Below are 23,530 nucleotides of genomic sequence, written 5' to 3'. Positions count from 1 at the left end.
AATCCTGCACCATTAAAATTTATTTTACAAGAGTAATTTTCTTTATTACAATATCATCTCCAACAGTAACTCTAAGGACATAAATCCCCCCTGCTTCATTTGTAAGATTTAGAATTAGTTTTTCTTTAGTAAGATTTTCTTTCTCAATTATTCTTACTACTTGTCCAAGCTCATTAAGAACAGAAATATTTATTCTTTTAGAGTTTGCTTTTGCCAAGTTGAATGAAAGTGTAAGCTGTCCTTTTGAAGGATTTGGATAAATACTAATATCATTTTTATTAAATGTTTCATCAACAGAGATAGGATCGCCTACTCGAATTGTTCTTTCTTTTGGTATAGCATGATTTCCATCTTTATCATGTGCATAATATTTTATCCAGTACCATCCGTCTTTGTTTACATCAAGATTTGTTGAAGTAGTAATTTTAATATCGTGATAATAATTGTCAATAGCGTAAGCTCCTGAATCCTTATAACTTGCTCCAACAGTAATCCAGACATGTTCTTTGCCAATGACATAAATTACAGGTGCAACAGTATCAATCACTAGCACTGTTCTTTCTTTTCGTGAAAAATTTCCATTAAAATCAAAAGCGGAATAAATTACATGATAGGAGTCAACTCTTGCTGTATCAACTGTATGCTCAATTTGAATCAATGAAGAAACATTACCATCTCTTTCATCAAAAGCTGTAGCTCCCGGCTCAATTGCATTGTATGAATGAAAAACTGCTACATCCATTGGGTTATCACCAAGTAAAGTAATTACTGGAGGAGTACGGTCGGGAGTAATAAAAATTCTACGTTTAACTTCCTCTGCATTATTATTTGCAACATCAGAAACATTGAATTTAATCCAATATTCACCTTGCACAGAAGAATCAACATTTGTTGTTGTAACAATTTGATTAGTCAAATTACCATCAACAGCATCCCATGCAGTAGCACCGGAATCAATGTAAGAATGACCGATTTCTCCAAAGGCAATTGGATTTCCTTTTAATGAAATTTTCGGTGGAGTTTTATCTTTTGTAATATGAATTCTGTAATCTTCAAATTCCCCAAAAAAGTTTGGACCGCAAGGCTTATCATCGTAACCACCGTAATCAACACCTATTCTCATTCTTGTTTGACCTAATTTTGCGTCAGGTGGAACTGTTAAAGTGCCTATCCAAATTAAATCTGTTGAGTTTTTAGCAAGTGCTACAAGTTCTCCTGCAACAATTGAGGAATCATCAAATATTCCATTTTGATTAAAATCTATCCAAATTTTTCTTTCATAAGGATAAGTATTATCGGAACTGTTAATTTCAAAATTGTAAGTACCACCAAGTTCTAAAGTTGCCGAATAAAAATTTGTGTAATCTGTGTATTGAGAAACACCTGCTTTACTAGTGTTATCAAGGTTGTTAATAACAACACGGCTAATGCCAAAATTACTTAGCATGTTTTGAACTGTTGGTCGGCAATAAGCAAAAATATTAACATATTGCTTTTTTAAAGAAGTGTCAGAACCAAAGCTGTTTTTTGCAACAAGGCTTACATCAAAAGTTCCTGTTGTATCAAATTTTATTAACGCTCGTGGAAATACTGTGTCGTAACTGTTAACATACTCAACTTTTTTTGTAGCAAAATCCCATGTCCATTTATTAGGTCCATAAAGTGAAAGGTCGGAAAAAGTAATAATGTCGGAAGTATCAGCATTTTTTATATCTGCTACAAAATCTGCTTGTGGTTTTTGTGTCGGGTTAAAAACGTTAATCATTTTTGAAAAAACATCTTTACCTGCACAATTTACAGCAGTAAGAGTTGCAAATTTATAGCCTGTTTGCATAAAGGAATATTTTCCATTAAAAGTAGAGTCGTCTGTAATTCCATCATGGTCATAATCCCAATAATATTTTTCAATTTCTTTTCCTGTGGAAGTGTTATTGAAAAGAACAATGTTTCCTCCTGTAAATGCAGAATCAGGAGAATCGTAAGAAGCTAAAGGGAGATCAATTGGATCTATTGTCCAAGTTGCATCAAAACCTTGCCCTACTGTTGAATAATCTGTTTCCATTTCAAGAAACATTGAACCTGATTCAGCAATAAGGGTTTGTGTAGGTTTTACATTCGCACTAAATCCATTGCCTGGAAATAATGCTTTTCCCGTGTTATCAACTCCATCGTAAATTCTCAGATAATCTCCTGCAGCCAAGTCAAATTGCTTAAATGTAAGATACACCTCTTTTGCACAAGGATCTATTAAAAAATTATGGTCTTCGTTGTTACTATAATTTCCTTCAGGTCCTCCTGAATCAAAAATCCTTCCTGCTTCTTCATTTCTAACGAAGGGCCATGCTCCCATTGTTACTTGAGGAATTACTAAAATATATTTTTTCTTTATTACTTTTGGACTTGAACCGATTATGTTTGTTGCTGTTAAGGAAATATCATAACCTCCTAAGCCATAAAATTGTATAATAGGATTTTGTGAAGTATCTGCTGTTCCATCAGCAAAATAACCGATTGAAAAATAATCGGGAGGAGTTATTTCCCATTTCCATCTTGTTGGTCCCATTGAAGAAAGGTCTTCAAAATATACTTTTTGTCCTTCTGCAACAATAGTATCATCATAAAAAACGTGAAAATCTGCAATAGGAGGCTGAGTTGGTTGTTTGATGTGAATAACAAATAAAGATGTGTCAGAACCTTTACAGTTTTTTGCGATAAGCTTAACAGTATAATATCCAAGGCTATCATAAGCATAGCTTCCGTCTGTTACCATATCCAAGGATGTGAAAACATCATCAATAACATTGTCATTATTATAATCCCAGTAATAAGTATTCCCTGCACCGAGAGATGTTCCGTTTGTAAAACGAACAGGTCCATTTAAGTATCCAATAGAATCTGCCACGATTGAAGGATTAGGTGTAATATTTGGAATAGCACTCCATGTTGCAATAAATCCGTTGTCTGTTTCAACGCTATTTGTGAGTTCCACAATTAGCATTGCTCCTGACCTTGCAGTAATTGATGAAGGAATAGTGCTTCCTGATAAACCATTGGGTGTTAATAATTTCTTTGGATTTATTGAATCACCATCATAAACATAAATGTAATCACTTACTTTCATATCAAAGGATGAAAAATTAAGAGTAATAGGTCCTGCACAAGGAGGCTCAATAATAAAACTACAATTTGAACCATTTTTATATTCCTCGTTTCTTCCTCCGGAATCATAAATTAATCCTGAAAATAGATTGCTAAATGGTGCTTCTCCATCGCACATTTTATATTCGTTTGTAACTTCAATATAATTTGTTATTATTTTTGTGTCATTACCTGCAGGATTTGAAGCTTTTAAACTTACAGTGTAATGTCCCACTCCTGAATAGGATGTTTTAGGATACTGAACAAAAGAAGAATCACTATTGCCAAAAGACCATGTCCAATTTGTAGGGTCGTTTTTTGATTTATCAAGAAATGAAATTACTTGACCTGCTTTTATTATTGTAGGTGTTGCCGAAAAATCAGCAACAGGTTTGATATAATTTTTTGTTGTTATAACTTTTGTAATAGAATCACTTCCTGCATTGTTGCTAACAACAAGTCGAACAGCATAAACACTAACGTTATCGAATGAAATTACAGGACTTTTTGAAAGCTTAGTAGTGCTATCATGAAATTTGAAAGATGAAGGACTTACTTCCCACCTCCAATAAGTTGGGTCATTTACTGAAATATCAAGAAAAGTAATTTTTTTATCAAAGTAAGGATTAAATGATGAGGCACTGAAATTTGCAATGGGTTTAATAACACTGTCAATTGAAATTGTTTTAACAACAGTATCAATACAACCGCCTTCGCTTGTAACTATAAGAGTTACAGAATAGTTTCCTACAGAATTATAAGTATGTTTCGGGCTTTTGTCTTGAGAATAATTGTTATACCCACTTGCAGGATCACCAAAATCCCAGTAATGACCATTTGGATATGCAAGCATTTTACCCCCTGAAGTTTCATCAATAAATTCTATAGGTATCTTGTAAAGATTTGATGTAATTGAAAAATTAGCAACAGGGTCATTTACACTTACAGGCTTTGTTACAGAACTAATAACAGCTCCGGTAAAATTGGATTTAACCGTAAGTTTCACATTGTAAACTCCGGGTAAAGTAAATTTATGTTTTGGATTTTGTAGGTTTGAAGTGTTTCCATCATCAAAATCCCAGTTCCATGCATTTACATGGAATGTAGAACCAAAAACATAAGATTTGTCAGTAAATATGCTTGAATCTCCTAAACAAGAAATTGTAGATGAAAAATCGGCAACAGCTTGTCCTGAATCAGCAAGAATAATTGAATAATCTTCTACTTCACCTATTTCTACAGGATTTGAACATGGCTTAGCATGGGGGCGATGCGGTGGATTATTTGGATTATAATGAGAAATTATTCTCATCCTTGTTTTTCCTACAGGGGAATTTATTGGAATTGAAAAGCTGTCAACTACAGGTCCGTAAACATAAGGAGGAGGATTGGAGATAACAAGACTGTCTGTCAACACTTTTTCTGTTGCATCATCAAAAAAGCCATCTTGGTTAAAATCTATCCATGCTTGAGTAAGATTTGAGTTTACTCCATTACCTGTTTCAATTGAAAGCGTATGATTGTAACCTTTGTAAAGTGTTGCTGTATAATTTGTCCAATCTTGATATCCATCATTATTGTAATATGGATAGCCGTAATGATTGATGTTACGTAAGTTTACTGCTCTTACGTAAATAAATGTTTTTGTTCCTTTTGAAACACAATAACCAATTGTCCGGCTACCTTTAGGGTCAATTGTTGAAGGCACTCTTCTAGTATTTACAAAAACACCGTTACATCTTGCATCAAGCACATTCCCAATTATTGCATCTGATGTTACGTCATAAGTAAGCCAAAAATGATTTGTTCCCGGTTGTAGTGATTGATTAGGACTAAATTTAAAATATGTTCCGGGAGAACCAACAGTTGTTCCAACTTGATTGCTTGAAGAAAATTCAGGGTTTATTCCTGTATAATAAAGTTTCGCATTTGATATTTCGTTAGGATTAGTTGTGCCAAGTAAAGAAATGTAAAATGTATCAGTTTTTAAGGGACTAAGAATTCCATCAGGGTTTGTATTAACGTCTATTCGGATTATCGGATTATCGGAACTTGCTTTAGTTACCTCCTCATTAGTAAGCAGTTGTATTGTATTTGAAGAAACATAATATTGAATTGCAGGTTGAAGTATGTTTATTTCGAAATCTTGAAAATGCTGAGATGATATTGGACCTACGTTTGCAAGATTTGCTGTCTCATTATTTGTGCATGGATCAGGAGCACTTTGTCCACTTGATAAAATAATGTTTGTTCCAACACGCATTCTTGTTTTGCCAATGCTTGCATTTGATGGAATAGTAACGTTTCCTCTAATAATATGATCTCCTGTATTTCCAAAGTCTTTTTGGGATAATACCCGTTCTGATGATTCAAAAATAAAATTATGATTAAAATCAATCCATACACTAACATACTGACTATTAGCTCCGTTACCAACATAAATAGAAATTGGATAAGTTTGTTGAGGAACAACATCTGTAGAAATATTAGTAAAATTTTCGTAAATTGTATTTGGCCAGTTCCAATTGTATGGTGCGGCTGTAGTTCGGTCAATATCTCCAAAACGTACATTTAACAAATGACAAAACCAACGGGACTTTTGCCCTGAGCCATTATATGATGGAGTGCAATAGTTTTGTGCATTTGATACCTCATAAACTAAGGACAAAAAAACTATTGTAATAATTGTAAGTATTTTCTTCATAATTCAGCGGTTTTATTTAAGGGTGCAAGGTACGGGAATATTTGCTTTAAAAAAAATTTTATCCGATTAAGAAGTACTTAGAGTACTTAAAGTGCCTAAAGTACTTAGAGTTATGTGCTACGGATAAACAAAAAGAAGTACTTAGAGTACTTAGAGTGCCTAAAGTTCTTAGAGTTAAGTGTTACGAATAAACAAAAAGAAGTACTTAGAGTGCCTAAAGTTCTTAGAGTTAAGTGTTACGAATAAACAAAAAGAAGTACTTAGAGTGCCTAAAGTTCTTAGAGTTAAGTGTTACGGATAAACAAAAAGAAGTACTTAAAGTTATGTGCTACGAATAAACAAATAAACAGTATTCAGTCAGCAATCTTCAGTTGAATAGCTTTTATTTTTTTGTTACTTTTTCTTTTGCGTTCTTTGCGTCTTTGCGTGAAAATATAACCAAATAACCAGTCGGCAGTCTTCAGTCGGCAGTCCCTCAATTGTGCTTACCTGAATAAGGTTGACTTTTTTTGTTACTTTTTCCTCTGCGTTTCTGCGACTCTGCGTTTAAACAAATCACCAAATAAACAATTCTTTAAAAATATTATTTACAAAAAGTTTCAGCATTAATGAAAATGTTTTAAATTTGCACACTCGTAAAAATAGAGTATTGTATGAATATAGAAGAAAAAAAATCAATTTTTGAAAAGTACGGCAATAATTCCTCAAATACAGGTAGCCCCGAAAGTCAGATAGCACTGTTTAGTCAAAGGATTAAACATTTAACAAAACATTTGAAAATACATAAAAAGGATTTTTCAACACAAAGAGGCTTGTATGGCTTAGTTGGTAAGAGAAGAAAACTTTTGAATTATCTTATGGAAAAAGATATTGAAAAGTACAGGGAACTAATTAAAGATTTAGGAATTAGGAAATAGTTTTATGGGGGCGGTTTATCCGCCTCTTTTAATAATCACACCTATCTAAGAAGAACAAGCTTTCTTTTTAAATATTTCCGCCTATTTTTTTTACACCCACAATTTAATAAGATTATGAAAAATACAAAAATATACACAAAAACATTTGACCTTGGAAATGGTCAAGAAGTATCAATTGAAACAGGTAAATTAGCAAAACAAGCAGATGGAGCAGTAGTAGTTAAAATTGGAAAAACTATGCTTCTCGCTACAGTAGTTTCTACCAAAGAACAAAGAATAGGAGCCGGCTTTTTACCACTAACCGTTGATTATCAGGAAAAATTTGCTGCATCAGGAAGTATCCCCGGTGGATTCTTAAAAAGAGAAGCAAGACTTTCCAATTACGAAATTTTAATATCAAGACTTATAGACAGGGCAATTCGTCCTTTGTTTCCAAAGGATTATTTTTCTGATATACAAGTTTTGATTAGCCTTATTTCTTCGGATGAGCAAATTATACCCGATAGTTATGTTGCACTTGCGGCTTCTTCGGCAATTACAATATCCGATATACCTTTTAAAGGACCAATTTCAGAAGTTCGTGTTGCATTGATTAATGATGAGTTTGTAATAAATCCAAAAAAAGACGAACTCAAAAAAGCTAAAATGGACATTATTGTTGCCGCAACCGAAGAAAATGTAAACATGGTTGAAGGCGGAATGGATGAAGTAAGTGAAGAAGTTTTGGCTGAAGCAATAAAAAAAGGTCATGAAGCAATAAAAATTCAGTGTAAAGTACAAAAGGAATTAAGAGAAGAGTGTGGAATAGAAAAAAGAGAGTATGAAAAAGGAATGGAAGATGACATACTGAAAAAACTTGCTTTTGAAAAATTTGAAGATAAAGTTGAAAAAATAGCTGAAACACCTACTGAAAAAGATGAAAGATCGGACGCACTTTCAAACATCTGGACAGAGTATGTAGAAAACCTTAGTGAAGAAGAACTTGAAGATAAAGACACGCTAAGCTTAATGAAAAAATACTTTGGTGATGTTAAAAAAGAAACAATCAGAAAGGTAGTTTTAGATAATAAAACAAGACTTGACGGAAGAAAATATGACGAGATAAGAAATATTAGTTGTGAAGTTGACTATCTACCCTCAGCTCATGGTTCTGCTGTTTTTACAAGAGGAGAAACTCAATCTTTAACTTCTGTAACTTTCGGAAGTAGGCTTGACGAACAAATGGTTGACGGTGCTTTTTATAAAGGCTTTGAAAAATTTATTTTACATTATAATTTCCCTGCTTTTTCAACAGGAGAAGTTAAGCCAAACAGAGGTCCTGCAAGAAGAGAAATAGGACATGGAAATCTTGCAAAAAGAGCATTAGAAAGAGTTCTACCATCAGAAGATGTTAACCCTTACACAATAAGAATAGTTTCAGATATTCTTGAATCAAACGGTTCATCATCAATGGCAACAGTTTGTGCAGGATGCCTTGCACTTATGGATGCAGGTGTAAAAATTAAAAAACCGGTTTCGGGAATTGCAATGGGATTAATCATTGACACAGAAACAAATAAATACGCTGTTCTTTCAGATATTTTAGGTGACGAAGACCACCTTGGAGACATGGACTTTAAAGTTACAGGAACAGAAAACGGACTTACTGCTTGTCAGATGGATATTAAAGTTGAAGGACTTTCTTACGAAATTCTTTCGGAGGCATTGCAACAAGCAAAAAGAGGAAGAATGCATATTCTTGAGAAAATGAAAGAAGCTATTGTAGAGCCTAGACAAAGCTATAAAGAACATGCACCACAAATAGAAAAAATAATCGTTGAAGAGGCAGTAATTGGAAAAATTATTGGACCAGGTGGAAAGCAAATTCAACAAATTCAAAAGGATACAAATGCAAAAATAACAATAGGCGACCCTATAAACGAAAAAGCTACTATTGAAATAGTAACACCTACCGCTAAAGAAATGAAAGCCGCAAAAGCTACTATTAAACAAATAACTGCAAAACCTGAAGAAGGGAAAATATATGATGCAAAAGTTGTTAGTGTAGTTGATTTTGGAGCATTCCTTGAATTTATGCCAGGCAATGAAGGTTTACTTCATAATTCTGAATATTCTTATGATAGAAGTATTCAAACAAACAAAATGGTCAAAAAGGGTGATATTGTAAAAGTTAAACTAATAAATATTGATCAAAGGTCAGGTAAATTTAGACTTTCAAAAAAAGTTCTTGAAAAAAAATAACCTAAGAAAGGTAAAAGAAAATTAAAAAATGATTTTATCGCCATCAATACTTTCAGCAGACTTTGGCAATTTGCAAAGCGAAATTGAAATGCTCAATAAAAGCAATGCGGATTGGATACATGTTGATGTGATGGATGGCGTTTTTGTACCAAATATTTCTTTCGGTTTTCCTGTTCTTAAATTTGTAAATAAAATTGCAAAAAAAGAAATAGATGTTCACTTAATGATTGACAATCCTGATAGCTACATAAAACAATTTAGCGAAGCAGGAGCATCTATTCTTACAGTTCATTACGAAAGTTGTACGCATTTACACAGAACAATTCAGGATATAAAAAATAATGGAATGAAAACCGGACTTGCATTAAATCCGCATACACCGGTTTCTTTTCTTGAAAATATTATTGCCGATATTAATATGGTATTAATAATGTCGGTAAATCCCGGGTTTGCAGCTCAAAAATTTATACCCAATACTTACAACAAAATTGAAGAGTTAAAAAAACTGATTGAGAGCAAACAATCTAAAACACTAATTCAGGTTGATGGTGGAGTAAATCTTGACAATGCAAAGATGCTAATAGAAAAAGGTGCAGACTCACTTGTAGCAGGAAATGCTATTTTTAACACCCCCAACCCAACTGAAACAATTAAGAAGTTCAAAAATATAACCGCCTAATAAAGTATTAAGATTATAATTGATGGAATACGTACTTCACCTTTATTAGGTGTTTCTGCATAAATATTATCAATTATAATTCTGTCACCTTTTTGAGGTTCCGAAGATGCTAATAGTTCTTTTGTTTTTTCGCTCAAACAGCTACCTCTACTATTTATTAAAGAACTATTGCCTTCTAATCTATTATAAACAAACCTAAATTTTGTTACGTCCAGATATAATTGTTCATCATACACAAAATTAGCTAAAATAATTTTGAGAGAATCTATATCAGCAACTTTTTCTTTTGCAAAGTAACCTATAGAAACATCATTGACAGAAGCTTTAGGTTCAGGAACATTTTCAACACGAAATGTTTTTTCTCCTGCTAATTTTTCATTTTCTTCATCAATTTTTACAAAGATTTTTAAATGTACTTCCTTTTTGTTTTTATCAATATCGGAAATATCCCAAGTATAATTTCCATTTGTGTCTTTGATAGTTCCAAAATCAGGTTCTAACACAAGTTTCTCTGAAGCAATGCCGGGAACTGCTACGGATATTGGGTTATCTAATCCAATGTAAAGAACATTCATCTTATCAACAGAAACAACAGGCGAAGATAATTCTTGCTTTTCATTTGTTTTTGTACAAGATGTTAAAACAAAAATCACGGAGAAAAATAAGAGTAAATTTTTCATAATAATAAATTTAAGGGAGGTTCTTTAAATACATTTCTTTTAAGAAACAAAGATAATGAATAAGATGCAAGGCACAAATTTTTCTGAATAGCATTAGCTATTGAGAAAAATTTTAACGCAGTCAGATTGTTTATTATCTTTGTTCCCAAAGGGTTTTCAGAGTTTTTCATATACTTCTTCAAAACTTTTTACATTATCCCGATAGTGTTTCAAAATTTTTCATTGTCTATAAAAAACTCTGAAAATCTTAATGCGAATGTATTTATAGAACCTCCCTTTAGTTAAAAAAAATATTTAAAAATCCAAGTACATGGAATTTATTTCCATACAAATGGATATACCTTATAAGTCATCTGCAAGATCAGATTCAACAACAGCTCCTGTATGTGAGTAGGTAAGATAAATTTTTGTTTTAAATTCACCACCTTCGCGGTATGATGTAAATGCATAAATTAGAGTAACAAATTCACCTTTCCATATCATTTCTGAGGTATAGGTGAATGTGCTTGATGATCTGTGATATGTGTATCTGCCGTAGTTTGTGATAAGTGCATTAAAAATTTTTTCATTCTTTTGCCTGTCTTGGTCATCAAGAGTAACTTTCACTTTTGTAAGCCTGCCATTCTTAAAGTATAGCTCAAGAGATTCAAGGTCATAATTACCAATAGAAACATCTTTTATTGTTTTAAGTTGATAATGTTCTTTATTCACTTTTGCGGGAGAATATTTTTGATAATTTTTTAATGGGGTATTGAATTTAAAGTTTTGAAAGCCATTTTTTTTGTCAAGCATATCAATGTTTTGTCCGATAACAGTAAATCCAAAAGCAAAAATCAAAAAGAATGAAATGTAAAGTTTACGCATAAGAATAATTTATTTTATTTAAAAAACCGTGAAAATACTTTTCAATTATACTACAAAGATTAGAATAATTATTAAGTTAAACGATAGAACTATTAAAAAATTTCATAAACATTTAAAAACAACAAAATGGTTCTATATTGATTTGTATGGGTAAAAAAAATTAGAGCCACAGATTCACAGATTAAAATTCATTACTTAGTACCTCTTAGAAATCATAAAATTTGATAGTTTTCTTAGAGACACTAAGTACTAATTACAAAAAGAGTAATTTTGTAATCAGTGAATCTGTGGCAAATTTGATTACCCACAGTATTTGACATAGCCCCCCCCCTTAAACTGTTTTAAAATGAAAAAAGTTATCATCGAGCTTTTTTTCAAGTTCTTTTATTGTGATTGCATGAAATAATACAGCATTTTTTGCTATTGAAATTTCTCCTGTTTCTTCAGAGACAATAATTACAAAAGCATCACTTTGTTCGCTAATACCAATAGCTGCTCTATGCCGTAAGCCTAAAGAACTTGAGATATTAATATTATCTGAAACAGGTAAAATACAAGATGCCGCAGATATTTTATTTTTCACAACTATAACCGCACCATCATGTAAAGGACTATTTTTAATAAATATTGATTTTATTAAATGAGATGTTATTGAAGCATTGATAGAAATTCCTGTAGAAGCGAAATTGCGTAACTCAGAGGATTTTGGAATTACTATTAAAGCTCCTGTTTTTGTTTTTGACATGTCATTGCAAGCACTTACAATTTCAGAATAATTTAAAGTTATTGGATTTTCTACTTTCCAATTCCAAGGAAATAATTTGTTGACTGAGAAATTACTTTTAACAAAAATATTATTTTGCCCGATAATTAATAAGAATTTCCTTATCTCTTGCTGAAAAACAATAATTAAAGCTAATGCACCAACGCCAATGAACTGCCCTAGTATTCTTGATAATAATGTCATATCAAGAGCCATAACCACCCACCATAAAAGATAAACTGAAAGAAATCCAAGAAAAATATTAAAAGCAATTGTTCCTTTCACTATTCTGTATAAAAAATAAATTAAAAAGGCAACAAAAACAATGTCTATTAAGTCAATAAAATTAATGGATAGAAAGTCAAATAATTGCATTTATGGAAATTTTAATAAAAAGTTATTTTTGATTTAGATGCAAAGTTACAAGTTTTATTGTTTCTTTTGCTTCCTTTACATCATGTACTCTTAAAATATTTGCTCCCTTCAAAAGAGCAATGGTGTTTAAAACAGTTGTTCCGTTCAATGCCTCTTGAGCTTTTATGTTGAGAGCTTTGTTTATCATTGATTTTCTGGAAACTCCTACGAGAACTGGAGCGTCAAGTAATTTTAGTAGTTCTAAATTTCTTAATATTTCATAGTTATGAGCTATGGTTTTCCCAAAACCAAAGCCAGGGTCAATAAGAAAATCTTTGATTCCCATTTGTTTTAATTGCTGAATTTTTGATTCAAAATATCTAATAATTTCCTTAACAACATCTTCGTATTTAGGATTGTCTTGCATATTTCCCGAATTTCCTTGCATGTGCATTAAAATGTAAGGAATATCATTTCTTTTAATAACATCAAACATTTTGTTGTCTCCATTACCGGCAGTGATGTCATTAACAATACAAGCACCTGCATCAATTGTTTTTTGAGCAACGGTAGAACGAAAAGTATCAATTGAAATAATAGCATCAGGAAATTTGTTACAAATATTTTTGATTGGTTTAACAACCCTTTGAAGTTCTTCGTCCTCCGAAATTAATTTTGCTCCGGGACGAGATGAAAATCCACCGACATCAATAATATCAGCACCATCAGAAAGCATTTTTTCAACTTGGAGCAAAATATTTTTTAATTTTTGATATTTCCCACCATCAAAAAAGGAGTCGGGAGTAAGATTTAAAATGCCCATAACTTTAGGCACACCGAGGTCTAAGATACCTCCTTTTACTTTTATCAAATTTTTTTTCTCTGTGAAAATCATTAAATATAAATTTGCTTACTCAATTGAAACAATAAAAATGACAAATAGAACAAATAAACAGTATTTAGAAATTTCTCAAAAATGCCGTAAAATATTTGAAAACAAAAATAAAGATTACGGTACCTCTTGGAGAGTATTTCGCATTACAAGTTTGATTGATCAAATTTACATCAAAGCTGACAGAATACGAAACATTGAGGTAGAAAAAAAACAGAAAATTGAAGATGATGTAAATACTGAATACATTAGTATTATTAATTATTGCATTATAACTCTTATTCAGGGTGAGTTACAACAGAATAAAATTGAAGATTTTAATTTTGATAAGATATTAAATCTTTATGACAAATATCTTAAAATTGCACATGATTTGATGAAGGATAAAAATCATGATTACGGTGAAGCTTGGAGAAATATGTATATTAGCTCTTTTACAGATATTATTTTAGCAAGGATTCACAGAATCAAACAAATTTTGGACAATAAAGGTGAAATTTCTTTTTCAGAAGGAATTGATTCAAATTTGTACGATATGATTAATTATTCCTTTTTTGCATTAATAAAATTAGGTAACAGAAATGAAAATAAATGATAAATTGCTTTGGGTTAGTAGAATTTTTATAGGAATAGTTTTTATCTTTTCCGGTTTTGTGAAAGCAGTTGACCCAATGGGAACTCAAATAAAAATTACAGATTATTTTATTGCTTTTAACGCAGAATTCCTGATACCTTTTTCAATGGTGGGAGCTTTTATTTTATGCTCTTACGAATTGCCATTAGGGGTAGCAATACTTTTTGGTTCACGTTCAAAATTAATGTCAAAGTTGCTACTTATTCTGATGATTCCTTTTACGCTCTTAACTCTTTATCTGGCAATTGAAAATCCTGTTAGTGATTGCGGTTGTTTTGGTGATGCTATTATTCTTACAAATTGGCAAACTTTTTATAAAAATATTATCATAATGGTTTTTGCTGTTTTTATTTATCTCGGAAGAGAAAAAATAAAAACGCTTTTTGAATTCCCCGGGCAGTGGTCAACAATAATTTTAAGTACGTTGTTTACTTTGGCAATAGGTTTTTACAGCATTGCCAATTTACCAATAATGGATTTTAGACCATACAAAGTAGGGAATAACATTCAAAAACTTATGACAATACCTGATGATAAACAAGGAGATATTTACGAAACAACACTTGTTTATAAAAATAAACAGAACGGAAAAGAAAAAGATTTTAGTACGGATAACATCCCTTCCGATGGAAATTGGCAATGGGTAGAAACAAAAAATGTTCTTGTAAAAAAAGGATATACACCACCTATTCATGATTTTAAAATAAATGATGAAGACGGAAATGATTTAACAGAGGAATTTTTAAATCAAAGAGGATACAGATTACTTATTGTTTATACCAAAATTGAAAAAGCAAATACTGATGCACAGCAAAAATTAAATGAACTTGTTGCAGATTTAAATGAAGAAAATGAAGTAAAAGTTTGGGCACTAACATCATCGTTAACAAAAGAAATTGATAAGTATTCGGAAAAATATGACGTAAAATATCCAATAAACAATGCCGACCTTGTTACACTTGAAACAATTATTCGTTCAAATCCCGGTTTGGTTTTGTTCAAAGAAAATACAGTAGTAAAAAAATGGCCTGCAAGAAGAATTCCAGATATTAAAGAACTGAATTCTTTGTTGTACAAATAGATAGCAAATCTTAGATATTTTTATAAGACGTAACTTTAGAGAAATCTTTATAGACCTAATTCTAATCCCTATTTTACGAATAAATAAAAAAGTTAATCCATTCTAAAATAAATACTTTAAATTTGAATTTAAATTGAAAATGTCATTGCCTTTTTTATTAGTCTATTATAATTGGAATAAGTAATCATGGGTAAAGAAATAGAAAGAAAATTTCTAATAAAAGGGAACTTCTCTAAATCAAAAAAAGTTTATATTACCCAAGGGTATTTAAAAAGTGAGAATAACAATGTTGTTAGAGTTAGAATTTCTGATAAAAATGCTTTTATAACAATAAAGGGAAAAAATAAAGGAATTGTACGTTCTGAATTTGAGTACAAAATTCCCCTTGAAGATGCAAAGGAAATATTGACTGAATTTTGTGAAAACAGAATAATTGAAAAATGTCGCTACACTGTTTTATACGAAAATTTTACATGGGAAATTGATGAGTTTTTGGGCGAAAATAAAGGGCTAATTTATGCTGAAATAGAGCTGAAAAATGAAAATCAAATTTTTGAAAAACCAAATTGGGTCGGAAAAGAAATTACAGGAGATTCAAAATATTATAATTCAAATTTAATAAAAATTCCTTTTAATAAATGGGATATCTAATAATTTAAAAAAGAATGAAAAATAATTTTACAAGAAATATAGTATTGATAATTTGTTCAGTTTTTATTTCTAATTTTTTGCAAGCACAGATAACCGAAACAAATACCTTAATAAATTTACGAAACCGAAGTTTTGTCGTTCAACAAAATGTTGAAAAAATTGATATTAGTAATCTTGATAAGTTTAACGAGAAGTATTATTTCCTTATTCAATTTACTAAAATACCCAATGAAGCAGAGCAAAATATTTTAAAATCTAAAGGGCTAAATTTATTAAATTACATTTCGAACAAAGCATATTTAGCCTCTGCAAACAATTATTTTTTTGATAATCCTATAAAGCATAATATTCATGCTATTATTAAAATAGAACCTAAAGACAAGATACATAATAGATTGAAAAGTAACATTCCGTATTTTTCAATAATAAAAGAAGGCTATGTTGATGTTGAAGTTTTATATTTTGAAGATATTAAATGGGAGAGAATAAAAAATGACATTGATTCCGAATACAAATTATTATGTACAACAGCAGGATTAAATAGTTTGGTTTTGAGAATCCCTATAAAAGATATTGATAAATTAGCGAAAAAACCATGGCTTATTTGGATGGCACCTTCAAATATTCCTGTTACTACGGCAAACAAAAGAAGTAAATCACTAATTAAATCTAATATGCTTGGCTCACGATTTTACGGAAATCTAACAGGCAAAGGTGTAAGAGTTGGCGAATGGGATGCAGGACCTGTTGGAAATCACGTAGATTACAATTACCGATTAACAGTAATGGAAACAGCACATAATGTGCATAGTCATGCAACACATGTTGCAGGTACTGTAGCAGGTGCAGGCATAAAAGATCCGTATTACACCGGAATGGCAACTGAAGCTACGATGCTTTCATGGGATTTTTACGGATGGGTTTCGCATGAAATGGATACTGCTTTAAAATATGACAGCATTGTAATGACTCAGAATTCCTATGTTTATTCTCCTCCTTGGGATACTTGTTACAAAAGAGGTTACTACGATTATTACAGTCATTACCTTGACAAAATGGTAGTTAATTATCCCAATTTAGTTCATGTTTTTGCTGCAGGAAATTCACGAAGTCAATGTACAAGCAATGGTTATCGTACAATTTCAAGTGGATTTCAAGCCTCAAAAAATATTGTTTGCGTTGGTGCTGTAAATAACTACGACCAAATAAGTGGATTTAGCAGTTGGGGACCAATGCGAGACGGAAGGCTTCGCCCTGATGTTTGTGCAGTTGGCGTTCACGTTAAATCAACTTTGCATAATAATAATTATTCCGGTAGTTGGAGTGGTACTTCAATGGCTACACCTGCTGTAACAGGAATAATTGCACAACTTTTTGAAAAATATAGAACTAAATATCAAAGCGAACCCGATGCTTCAACACTTAAAGCAATTGTGTGCAACACTGCACTCGACAAAGGAAACCCCGGTCCTGATTTCAAATACGGCTTTGGAATTCTTAACGGATTAAAAGCTTTTAATGCTATTGAAAACGGTGATTTTGTATTTGACAGTATTTCTCATAATCAAAATTATTATGATACTATTTTTATTGACTCAAGCGTAAAAAAATTAAAAATTTTACTTTGCTGGACCGACAAAGCTTCATATCCTTACTCTCCTGTTGATTCAATAACATTAGTTAACAACTTAAACCTTTTAGTAAAAGACAGCTTAGGAACTATTTTTTATCCTTTGGTTTTGGATACTGCAAACAAAAATAATACTGCCGTTCAATCTATTGATTCAATTAATAATATCGAGCAAATAATTATCAATAATCCAATACCCGGAAAATATATTATAAATGTTAATGGAAAGCGTATTCCCATAGGCAAACAATCTTTTTCTCTTTCTTATGAAAATGTTAAAGAAAAAATTACTGTTACATATCCTTTTGCTGATGAGAGCTTTTCTCCCAATTCAAGTGAAATTTTACGCTGGGATGCTTTTGGGCAAACAGGAAGTTTTACTTTGGAGTTTTCGGCAGATACAGGAAATACTTGGACAACAATAGCAACAAATATAAATTCATCAAGAAGGTATTTTACTTGGACTGTTCCAAATATTAATTCTGCTTTTTGTAAAATTAAAATTAGTAGTAGCAATATGTCGGGCGTTAGCGATAGTTGTTTTTCAATCATGAACAGACCTGATGGTTTTTTTACTACAGCTTGTAAAGAACAGGTTTTTATGAGTTGGAATAAAGTAGAAGATGCAAATTCTTATGATGTTTTTAAGTTGGATAGCGGTCAATGGGATTTTCAAGCTAATGTAAGTGATACTTTTTATACTTTTTTAAACCTGAATGATACAATTGAAAATTGGTTTACAGTTAGTGCAGTTGATACTTACGGAGCAACAAGCATTAAAGCTAATGCAATAAATGTATTTACCGATACTAATATTTTCGCACCTTTCATTATTCAGGATATTAGTAAGGATACTATTTGTAATGGAAATTCAAAATTATTTGTTACACAGGCAACAGGCACACAAACTATTAGCAAGCAATGGCAAAAAAGCACTGACTTTGGTGTTAACTGGCAAGACATTAGCGGAGCTACGGATACCTCTCTTTTATTAACAAATCAAAGTCCTGCTGAAAATAATAATGTTTACAGAATTTTTTATCAAAATCAATGTAAAAATCGGGTTTTCAGCACGGAGGCTGTTTTAACTGTTGATACAGGAATTCATATTCTCAGCTTACCGACAAACGATACAGTATGTATTGGGGACAGTGTTCAATTTGATTTTTCTGTAAAAAGCAATACTCCAATGACATTGCAATGGCAAAAAAATACTAATGGAAATACATGGACAAATATCAGTGGAGAAAATGATACTTTTATTGTTTTAGAGAATGTTCAATATTTACAAAACTTAAATAAATACAGGTTAAAAATTTCTAATTATTGCTTAACAGATACTTTTTCCTCTGAAGTAACTCTTTGTGTAAGAAAGCAGTTGTCAGTAAATATTAATGTTTACGATGACACAATTTGTTATGGAAAAACGCTTGTATTGGAAGCAAATCCTACGGGAGGTGATAGCTCACAATATTCTTATTTGTGGGATGATAATAGAAATATTAAAATTATTTCCGATACTTTGTTTTCATCAACAACTTATAAAATAAACTTATACGATAATTGCTCAATTGACACTGTTAGTGATTCTGTTTATATATTTGTCCAACAACCATTAACCGTAAATATTTCTGTTGATAAGGATACAATTTGTTATGGAAAAACGGTTGTGTTGGAAGCAAATCCTTCAGGAGGTGATAGCTCACAATATTCTTATTTGTGGGATGATAATAGAAATACTAAAATTATTAATGATATTTTATTTTTATCTAAAAAATATAAAATAAGTTTATACGACAATTGTTCAATTGACACTGTTCGTGATTCTGTTTTTGTATTTGTAAGACAGCCGTTAACTGTAAATGCTTTTGTTGATAATGATACAATTTGTTATGGAGAATCTATTGAGATTGATGCAACAGCAAATGGAGGTAATGCTCAAAATTATAATTATTTGTTAAATGGGAATTATTGGAATGGAAAATCAACTACATTTCAGCCTACAACAACTACAAAGTATTTAATTTCATTGTTTGATTCATGTTCCTTGCAAGCTGTTTTTGATTCTGTAAATGTTTTTGTCCGACCTCCGCTTGAATTAAATTTATTACCTAATAAAGACACAACAATTTGTTATGGAAATACCGTAAACATTAAAGGAATAGCAAAAGGCGGTGATAGTGCTAATTATGTTTTTTCGTGGAATCATATTTCAGGAAACACAGCAAATGTAAGCGTAAATCCGAAAGCAACTACAAAATACACATTAACTTTGGATGATAATTGTACAATCCCTACGGTCAATAAATCCATAACAGTAAATGTAATACCCAAATTATCTGTTGAGATTATTTCCGATAAAGATTCTGTTTGTAAAAACGGAATAGTAAATCTCCAAGCTGTCGCTTACGGTGGTCTTGATGCATCTTATGTTTTGGAATGGAATAATGCTCTTGGCAGTTTTGCTCAGGTGGAAGATTCCTTAAGTGAAGATAAAAAATATGTTGTTAAGTTAACAGATGGATGCTCTGTTCCTAATGCCTTTGATACTGCTTTTGTTTATGTTAGAAATGTAAATTCCGATTGGTTTTTTAATGCAAATTATTTAAATGTTTCTTTTGAAGCTCAGGATAAAAATTTAAAATCCTATTTTTGGACTTTAAGCAATGGTGATTCCTCAAAACTAAGAAATTTAAATTATAATTTCCTAACTGCCGGGAGTTACAATATTTGCTTAAAAGTTAGTGATTATGCGGATTGTGTGGCAAAAACAAACAAAGAACTTTACCTTATTCCTTACTCAATTGATAATGAAAATTCAAAAAATATTGTTGTTTATCCGAATCCTGCAAATGGAGAATTTTTTATTCATTTTGAAAACGGGATAGATCAAAATGCAAAACTTATTGTTTATTCAGTTGGTGGAAAAGAAGTATTAATTGAAAAAAAGATAAAAAAAGGAGATAAGATTATTCCAATAAAATTGAATGATTACGAAAAAGGAATTTATCTTTTAAAAGTTGTTTTAGAAAATGAGGTGTATGTCAAAAAACTAATTTTGAATCCATTCTAAAAAGTAATGAGTACAGCTTTTGAAAATCAGGAATTGCCCCATTCCCTAAAGGGAGTCCTGATTTTCAGCTACTTCTCCCTTTAGGGTTTGGGGTAGAAAGAAGCTGAAAATCATTTTAAGACTTTTTAGAGTAGATTCAATTTTGAACTAATTTATTATGTTTGATAAAATTAAAGAAGAAATAAATAATTGTCAAAAATGTGATTTATACAAAAGTAGAAACAAAGCAATAGTTGGAAACGGAAATCCTAATGCGGAAATATTTTTAATAGGCGAAGCTCCGGGATTTGAAGAGGATAAAAAAGGAATTGCCTTTGTTGGAAAATCAGGGCAATTGTTAGACAAAATATTAGCGGCTTGTAATTTTGATAGAGAAAAACATATCTATATAGGAAATATTATAAAATGCCGTCCGCCTCAAAATCGTAAACCTACAAAAGAAGAAATGGAAGTTTGTTTGCCTTTTTTGAAAAGACAAATTGAAATGGTTGACCCGAAAATAATTGTTTTACTTGGCTCTACCGCAATAAAAGGATTGCTTGACCCTTATGCAAAAATTACAAGGGATAGAGGTAATTGGAAAATGTATGAAAAAAGATTTGTGATGCCTACATTTCATCCCTCAGCTTTGCTTAGAAATCCTGCATTAAAAAAAGATGTTTGGGAAGATTTTAAAAAGATAATTGTAAAATACAGGGAATTAGTTGATGCAAATCATGAGTGTAAATATATTTAAAATTAAAAATATTTTATTTTTACTTCTTTTTGTCTGTTTAACAAATACAAATGTTTACAGCAATAACTTTGAAATAAACCATAAAAATGATGATACACTAAAACTAAATTCTAATTATTTCAAATCATATTTTTACGATACAAAATACATTCTTACTTCAGCATTCAGGTGGAAAACAAAAGATTGGTGCAAAGCTGGAATTGTTGTAGGAACAACTATCGGGCTTTACACACAAGATCAAAAAATTCATAATTTTGTTCAAAAAAACCGTTCGAAATCTGTTGATGCTTTAGCAAAAATTGTTGAACCTGCGGGAGGTTATTACCCCCTTGCTGCTTTAAGTTTAACCTATTTGGGTGCTACTGTTTTTGATAACAACAAAGCAAAAAGAATAGCATTACTCGGAATTGAAAGTTATTTGCTTTCAGGAGCTTTTGTTTATGCTTTAAAATTATCGGGGCATAGGCACAGACCCAATACAGGAGATCCTTTTAATAGATGGGACGGTCCGCAATTAAGTACTCACAATTTATCTTTCCCATCAGGTCATTCTGCAGCAGCTTTTTCTGTGGCAAGCGTAATTTCCGAGGAATTAAAGGAAACAAAATGGGTTCCTTACTTAGCATACTCAATAGCAAGCATGACTGCTTTATCGCGTGTTTATGACAATTACCACTGGACTTCCGATATTTTCTTAGGCTCTGTAATTGGCTTTGTTACCGGAAAAACCATAGTGAAACTTCATAAAAACAATTCAGCAAAACTGACATTTTTCCCGACAATTGGTAAGGATAATTTTTCATTTTATTTGTCTTATAGGTTTTAATAAAGGTTTTGTTAAAATGTTTTCCTGAGTCCACCCAAATAGATATCGTCTTAACGATTAGGTCAGTTGTTCTGATATTGAGAATTATTTCAGTATCAGCAAAAAAATATAACAAAACAATGATTTTACAAAATGTATTATATTTGTAAAAAATATTTTGTGTTATGACAAAGAAGAAACTAATACTTTTGCCGAAAACTAAGAGAATTCTTGTTGAATTAGGAGAAAATCTAAAACTTGCAAGATTAAGAAGAAAATACAGTAGTGAATTGGTTGCTGAACGAGCAAATATTAGTCGTCCAACATTGTTGTCAATAGAAAAAGGTTCTCAAAGTGTTAGTATAGGAGCTTATTTGCAAGTGTTGATGATAATGGGACTTGAAAAAGATTTGCTTTTGATAGCAAAGGATGATGAATTAGGCAGGAAGTTACAGGATGCTAAACTACTAACAAAAAAAAGAGCACCAAAAAGAAATAAAAAGACATGAGAGAGAATGAAATAAAAAAAAGCATTTATGTGTTTGCACATTGGCAGGGAATGATTGAACCATGTTTAATGGGAATATTACATTCCGAATTATTAAGAGGGAAGGAAATATTTTCTTTTGAATACGATAAGACTTGGTTAAACTCTGAATACACACAATTATTAGATCCTGATTTGCAATTATATTCAGGATTGCAATATTTAAATGATGAGAATAAGAACAATTTCGGATTATTTTTAGATTCTTCTCCTGATAGGTGGGGACGTATTTTAATGAGAAGGTGTGAAGCTATAAAAGCAAGAGAAGAGCAACGACAAGAACAAAACTTATTTGAAACGGATTATTTACTTGGTGTGCATGATAGCTACAGAATGGGTGCTTTGAGATTCAAGGAAAATTTGAATGGACCATTTTTAGATGACAATAAGGCTATGACAAGCCCTCCCAATACATCAGCAAGAGAATTGGAAGAAATAAGCTTGCGATTGGAAGAAGAGGACATTATTAATAATCCTGATTATTTGAAGTGGTTAAATATGCTTGTTGCCCCAGGTTCTTCAATTGGAGGAGCACGACCAAAAGCTAGTATTACTGATACAGAAGGTAATCTTTGGATTGCAAAATTTCCAAGTCGTAATGACCAAATAGATATAGGCGGATGGGAAATTGTAACATATAAATTGGCAATAGAAGCAGGAATAAATATGATAGAATCTAAAGCAAAGAAATTTTCGTCTAAGCATCATACTTTTATGACAAAACGTTTTGATCGTACTAATGCTGGACAACGAATTCACTTTGCTTCTGCTTTAACAATGCTTGGTTATACCGATGGACAAGATTATGAGGATGGTGCAAGTTACTTGGAATTAGTTGAGTTTATAACGACTAAAGGTGCAAATATAAATTCCGATTTAGAAGAATTATGGCGAAGGATAGTATTCAGTATCTGTGTATCAAACACTGACGACCATCTTAGAAATCATGGTTTTATTTTATCTCCTAACGGATGGTTGCTCTCACCTGCTTATGATATTAACCCTGTCGAAACAGGAACAGCTTTGAAATTAAATATTTCAGAAAATGATAATGCTTTGAGCTTAGAATTGGCAATGGAAGTACACGAATATTTTCATCTTGATACAGCAAAAGCAAAACAAATAATTGATGTTGTTAAAA

17 protein-coding genes are annotated in these 23,530 nt (G+C 31.4%); 11 read left to right on the top strand and 6 right to left on the bottom strand.

The features are described from left to right. Nucleotides 1-19 precede the first annotated feature (19 nt). The gene (locus U9R42_10255) at nt 20-5,842 is read right to left on the bottom strand and encodes a PKD domain-containing protein (GenBank protein ID MEA3496404.1); all 5,823 of its coding nucleotides are present in this window, start codon (nt 5,840-5,842) and stop codon (nt 20-22) included. 653 nt (nt 5,843-6,495) lie between these two features. Here U9R42_10255 and rpsO point away from each other — a divergent pair. From rpsO to rpe, 3 genes are all read left to right on the top strand, one after another. Next, nucleotides 6,496-6,759 carry a 30S ribosomal protein S15 gene (gene rpsO, locus U9R42_10250; protein ID MEA3496403.1) on the top strand — a complete coding sequence of 88 codons (264 nt, stop codon included), beginning with the start codon at nt 6,496-6,498 and terminating at the stop codon, nt 6,757-6,759. Between the two features lie 114 nt (nt 6,760-6,873). Further along, entirely contained in the window at nt 6,874-9,000 is a 2,127-nt protein-coding gene (gene pnp / locus U9R42_10245; GenBank protein MEA3496402.1) for a polyribonucleotide nucleotidyltransferase, read from the top strand. A 28-nt stretch (nt 9,001-9,028) separates the two neighbouring features. Then, nucleotides 9,029-9,679 (top strand): ribulose-phosphate 3-epimerase, encoded by a 651-nt coding sequence (rpe, locus tag U9R42_10240; protein ID MEA3496401.1) that lies wholly within the window; start codon nt 9,029-9,031, stop codon nt 9,677-9,679. On the opposite strand, the gene U9R42_10235 is transcribed toward rpe, so the two are convergent. The 5 genes from U9R42_10235 to folP form a co-directional block, all read right to left on the bottom strand. After that, entirely contained in the window at nt 9,676-10,359 is a 684-nt protein-coding gene (locus U9R42_10235) for a GldM family protein (protein ID MEA3496400.1), read from the bottom strand. The genes rpe and U9R42_10235 overlap by 4 nt on opposite strands. Next, complete coding sequence (locus tag U9R42_10230) at nt 10,356-10,529, bottom strand: hypothetical protein (GenBank protein ID MEA3496399.1); 174 nt, start codon at nt 10,527-10,529, stop codon at nt 10,356-10,358. Before U9R42_10230 ends, U9R42_10235 begins: the two co-directional genes overlap by 4 nt. 172 nt (nt 10,530-10,701) lie before the next feature. Beyond that, nucleotides 10,702-11,223, bottom strand: coding sequence for a hypothetical protein (locus tag U9R42_10225; protein ID MEA3496398.1), 522 nt, complete (start codon nt 11,221-11,223; stop codon nt 10,702-10,704). A gap of 331 nt (nt 11,224-11,554) precedes the next feature. Continuing rightward, on the bottom strand, nt 11,555-12,361 hold the full coding sequence (cdaA, locus tag U9R42_10220; protein ID MEA3496397.1) for a diadenylate cyclase CdaA: 807 nt from the start codon (nt 12,359-12,361) through the stop codon (nt 11,555-11,557). A gap of 22 nt (nt 12,362-12,383) precedes the next feature. Then, nucleotides 12,384-13,211: a dihydropteroate synthase gene (gene folP, locus U9R42_10215; protein ID MEA3496396.1), complete on the bottom strand. Its 828-nt coding sequence runs from the start codon at nt 13,209-13,211 to the stop codon at nt 12,384-12,386. A 61-nt stretch (nt 13,212-13,272) separates the two neighbouring features. On the opposite strand from folP, the gene U9R42_10210 reads away from it, so the two are divergent. From U9R42_10210 to U9R42_10175, 8 genes are all read left to right on the top strand, one after another. Beyond that, on the top strand, nt 13,273-13,827 hold the full coding sequence (locus tag U9R42_10210; GenBank protein MEA3496395.1) for a DUF1599 domain-containing protein: 555 nt from the start codon (nt 13,273-13,275) through the stop codon (nt 13,825-13,827). Next, nucleotides 13,814-14,947 carry a DoxX family protein gene (locus U9R42_10205; GenBank protein ID MEA3496394.1) on the top strand — a complete coding sequence of 378 codons (1,134 nt, stop codon included), beginning with the start codon at nt 13,814-13,816 and terminating at the stop codon, nt 14,945-14,947. The genes U9R42_10210 and U9R42_10205 overlap by 14 nt, the downstream gene beginning before the upstream one ends. 186 nt (nt 14,948-15,133) lie before the next feature. Beyond that, nucleotides 15,134-15,598 (top strand): CYTH domain-containing protein, encoded by a 465-nt coding sequence (locus tag U9R42_10200; GenBank protein ID MEA3496393.1) that lies wholly within the window; start codon nt 15,134-15,136, stop codon nt 15,596-15,598. 14 nt (nt 15,599-15,612) lie between these two features. Next, a complete protein-coding gene (locus U9R42_10195; protein ID MEA3496392.1) occupies nt 15,613-20,301 on the top strand; it encodes a S8 family serine peptidase in 4,689 nt (1,562 codons plus the stop codon). Nucleotides 20,302-20,458: 157 nt separating this feature from the next. Next, on the top strand, nt 20,459-21,037 hold the full coding sequence (locus tag U9R42_10190) for a uracil-DNA glycosylase (protein MEA3496391.1): 579 nt from the start codon (nt 20,459-20,461) through the stop codon (nt 21,035-21,037). Continuing rightward, on the top strand, nt 21,018-21,863 hold the full coding sequence (locus U9R42_10185; protein ID MEA3496390.1) for a phosphatase PAP2 family protein: 846 nt from the start codon (nt 21,018-21,020) through the stop codon (nt 21,861-21,863). The genes U9R42_10190 and U9R42_10185 overlap by 20 nt, the downstream gene beginning before the upstream one ends. A gap of 164 nt (nt 21,864-22,027) precedes the next feature. Further along, on the top strand, nt 22,028-22,351 hold the full coding sequence (locus tag U9R42_10180; GenBank protein MEA3496389.1) for a helix-turn-helix transcriptional regulator: 324 nt from the start codon (nt 22,028-22,030) through the stop codon (nt 22,349-22,351). Next, nucleotides 22,348-23,530, top strand: a 1,183-nt coding sequence (locus U9R42_10175) for a HipA domain-containing protein (GenBank protein MEA3496388.1), incomplete at its 3' end; no start/stop codon positions are given. The genes U9R42_10180 and U9R42_10175, both read left to right, overlap by 4 nt.

The sequence above is a fragment of the Bacteroidota bacterium genome, from assembly GCA_034723125.1.
Lineage (GTDB): Bacteria > Bacteroidota > Bacteroidia > CAILMK01 > JAAYUY01 > JAYEOP01.
This window is presented reverse-complemented; position numbering and strand designations above follow the sequence as displayed.

What these genes read in the sequence shown, in the direction of transcription:
- U9R42_10255 (MEA3496404.1), bottom strand. Translation starts at nt 5,842, where the DNA reads ATGAAGAAAATACTTACAATTATTACAATAGTTTTTTTGTCCTTAGTT.
- rpsO (MEA3496403.1), top strand. Translation starts at nt 6,496, where the DNA reads ATGAATATAGAAGAAAAAAAATCAATTTTTGAAAAGTACGGCAATAAT.
- pnp (MEA3496402.1), top strand. Translation starts at nt 6,874, where the DNA reads ATGAAAAATACAAAAATATACACAAAAACATTTGACCTTGGAAATGGT.
- rpe (MEA3496401.1), top strand. Translation starts at nt 9,029, where the DNA reads ATGATTTTATCGCCATCAATACTTTCAGCAGACTTTGGCAATTTGCAA.
- U9R42_10235 (MEA3496400.1), bottom strand. Translation starts at nt 10,359, where the DNA reads ATGAAAAATTTACTCTTATTTTTCTCCGTGATTTTTGTTTTAACATCT.
- U9R42_10230 (MEA3496399.1), bottom strand. Translation starts at nt 10,529, where the DNA reads ATGAAAAACTCTGAAAACCCTTTGGGAACAAAGATAATAAACAATCTG.
- U9R42_10225 (MEA3496398.1), bottom strand. Translation starts at nt 11,223, where the DNA reads ATGCGTAAACTTTACATTTCATTCTTTTTGATTTTTGCTTTTGGATTT.
- cdaA (MEA3496397.1), bottom strand. Translation starts at nt 12,361, where the DNA reads ATGCAATTATTTGACTTTCTATCCATTAATTTTATTGACTTAATAGAC.
- U9R42_10210 (MEA3496395.1), top strand. Translation starts at nt 13,273, where the DNA reads ATGACAAATAGAACAAATAAACAGTATTTAGAAATTTCTCAAAAATGC.
- U9R42_10205 (MEA3496394.1), top strand. Translation starts at nt 13,814, where the DNA reads ATGAAAATAAATGATAAATTGCTTTGGGTTAGTAGAATTTTTATAGGA.
- U9R42_10200 (MEA3496393.1), top strand. Translation starts at nt 15,134, where the DNA reads ATGGGTAAAGAAATAGAAAGAAAATTTCTAATAAAAGGGAACTTCTCT.
- U9R42_10195 (MEA3496392.1), top strand. Translation starts at nt 15,613, where the DNA reads ATGAAAAATAATTTTACAAGAAATATAGTATTGATAATTTGTTCAGTT.
- U9R42_10190 (MEA3496391.1), top strand. Translation starts at nt 20,459, where the DNA reads ATGTTTGATAAAATTAAAGAAGAAATAAATAATTGTCAAAAATGTGAT.
- U9R42_10185 (MEA3496390.1), top strand. Translation starts at nt 21,018, where the DNA reads ATGAGTGTAAATATATTTAAAATTAAAAATATTTTATTTTTACTTCTT.
- U9R42_10180 (MEA3496389.1), top strand. Translation starts at nt 22,028, where the DNA reads ATGACAAAGAAGAAACTAATACTTTTGCCGAAAACTAAGAGAATTCTT.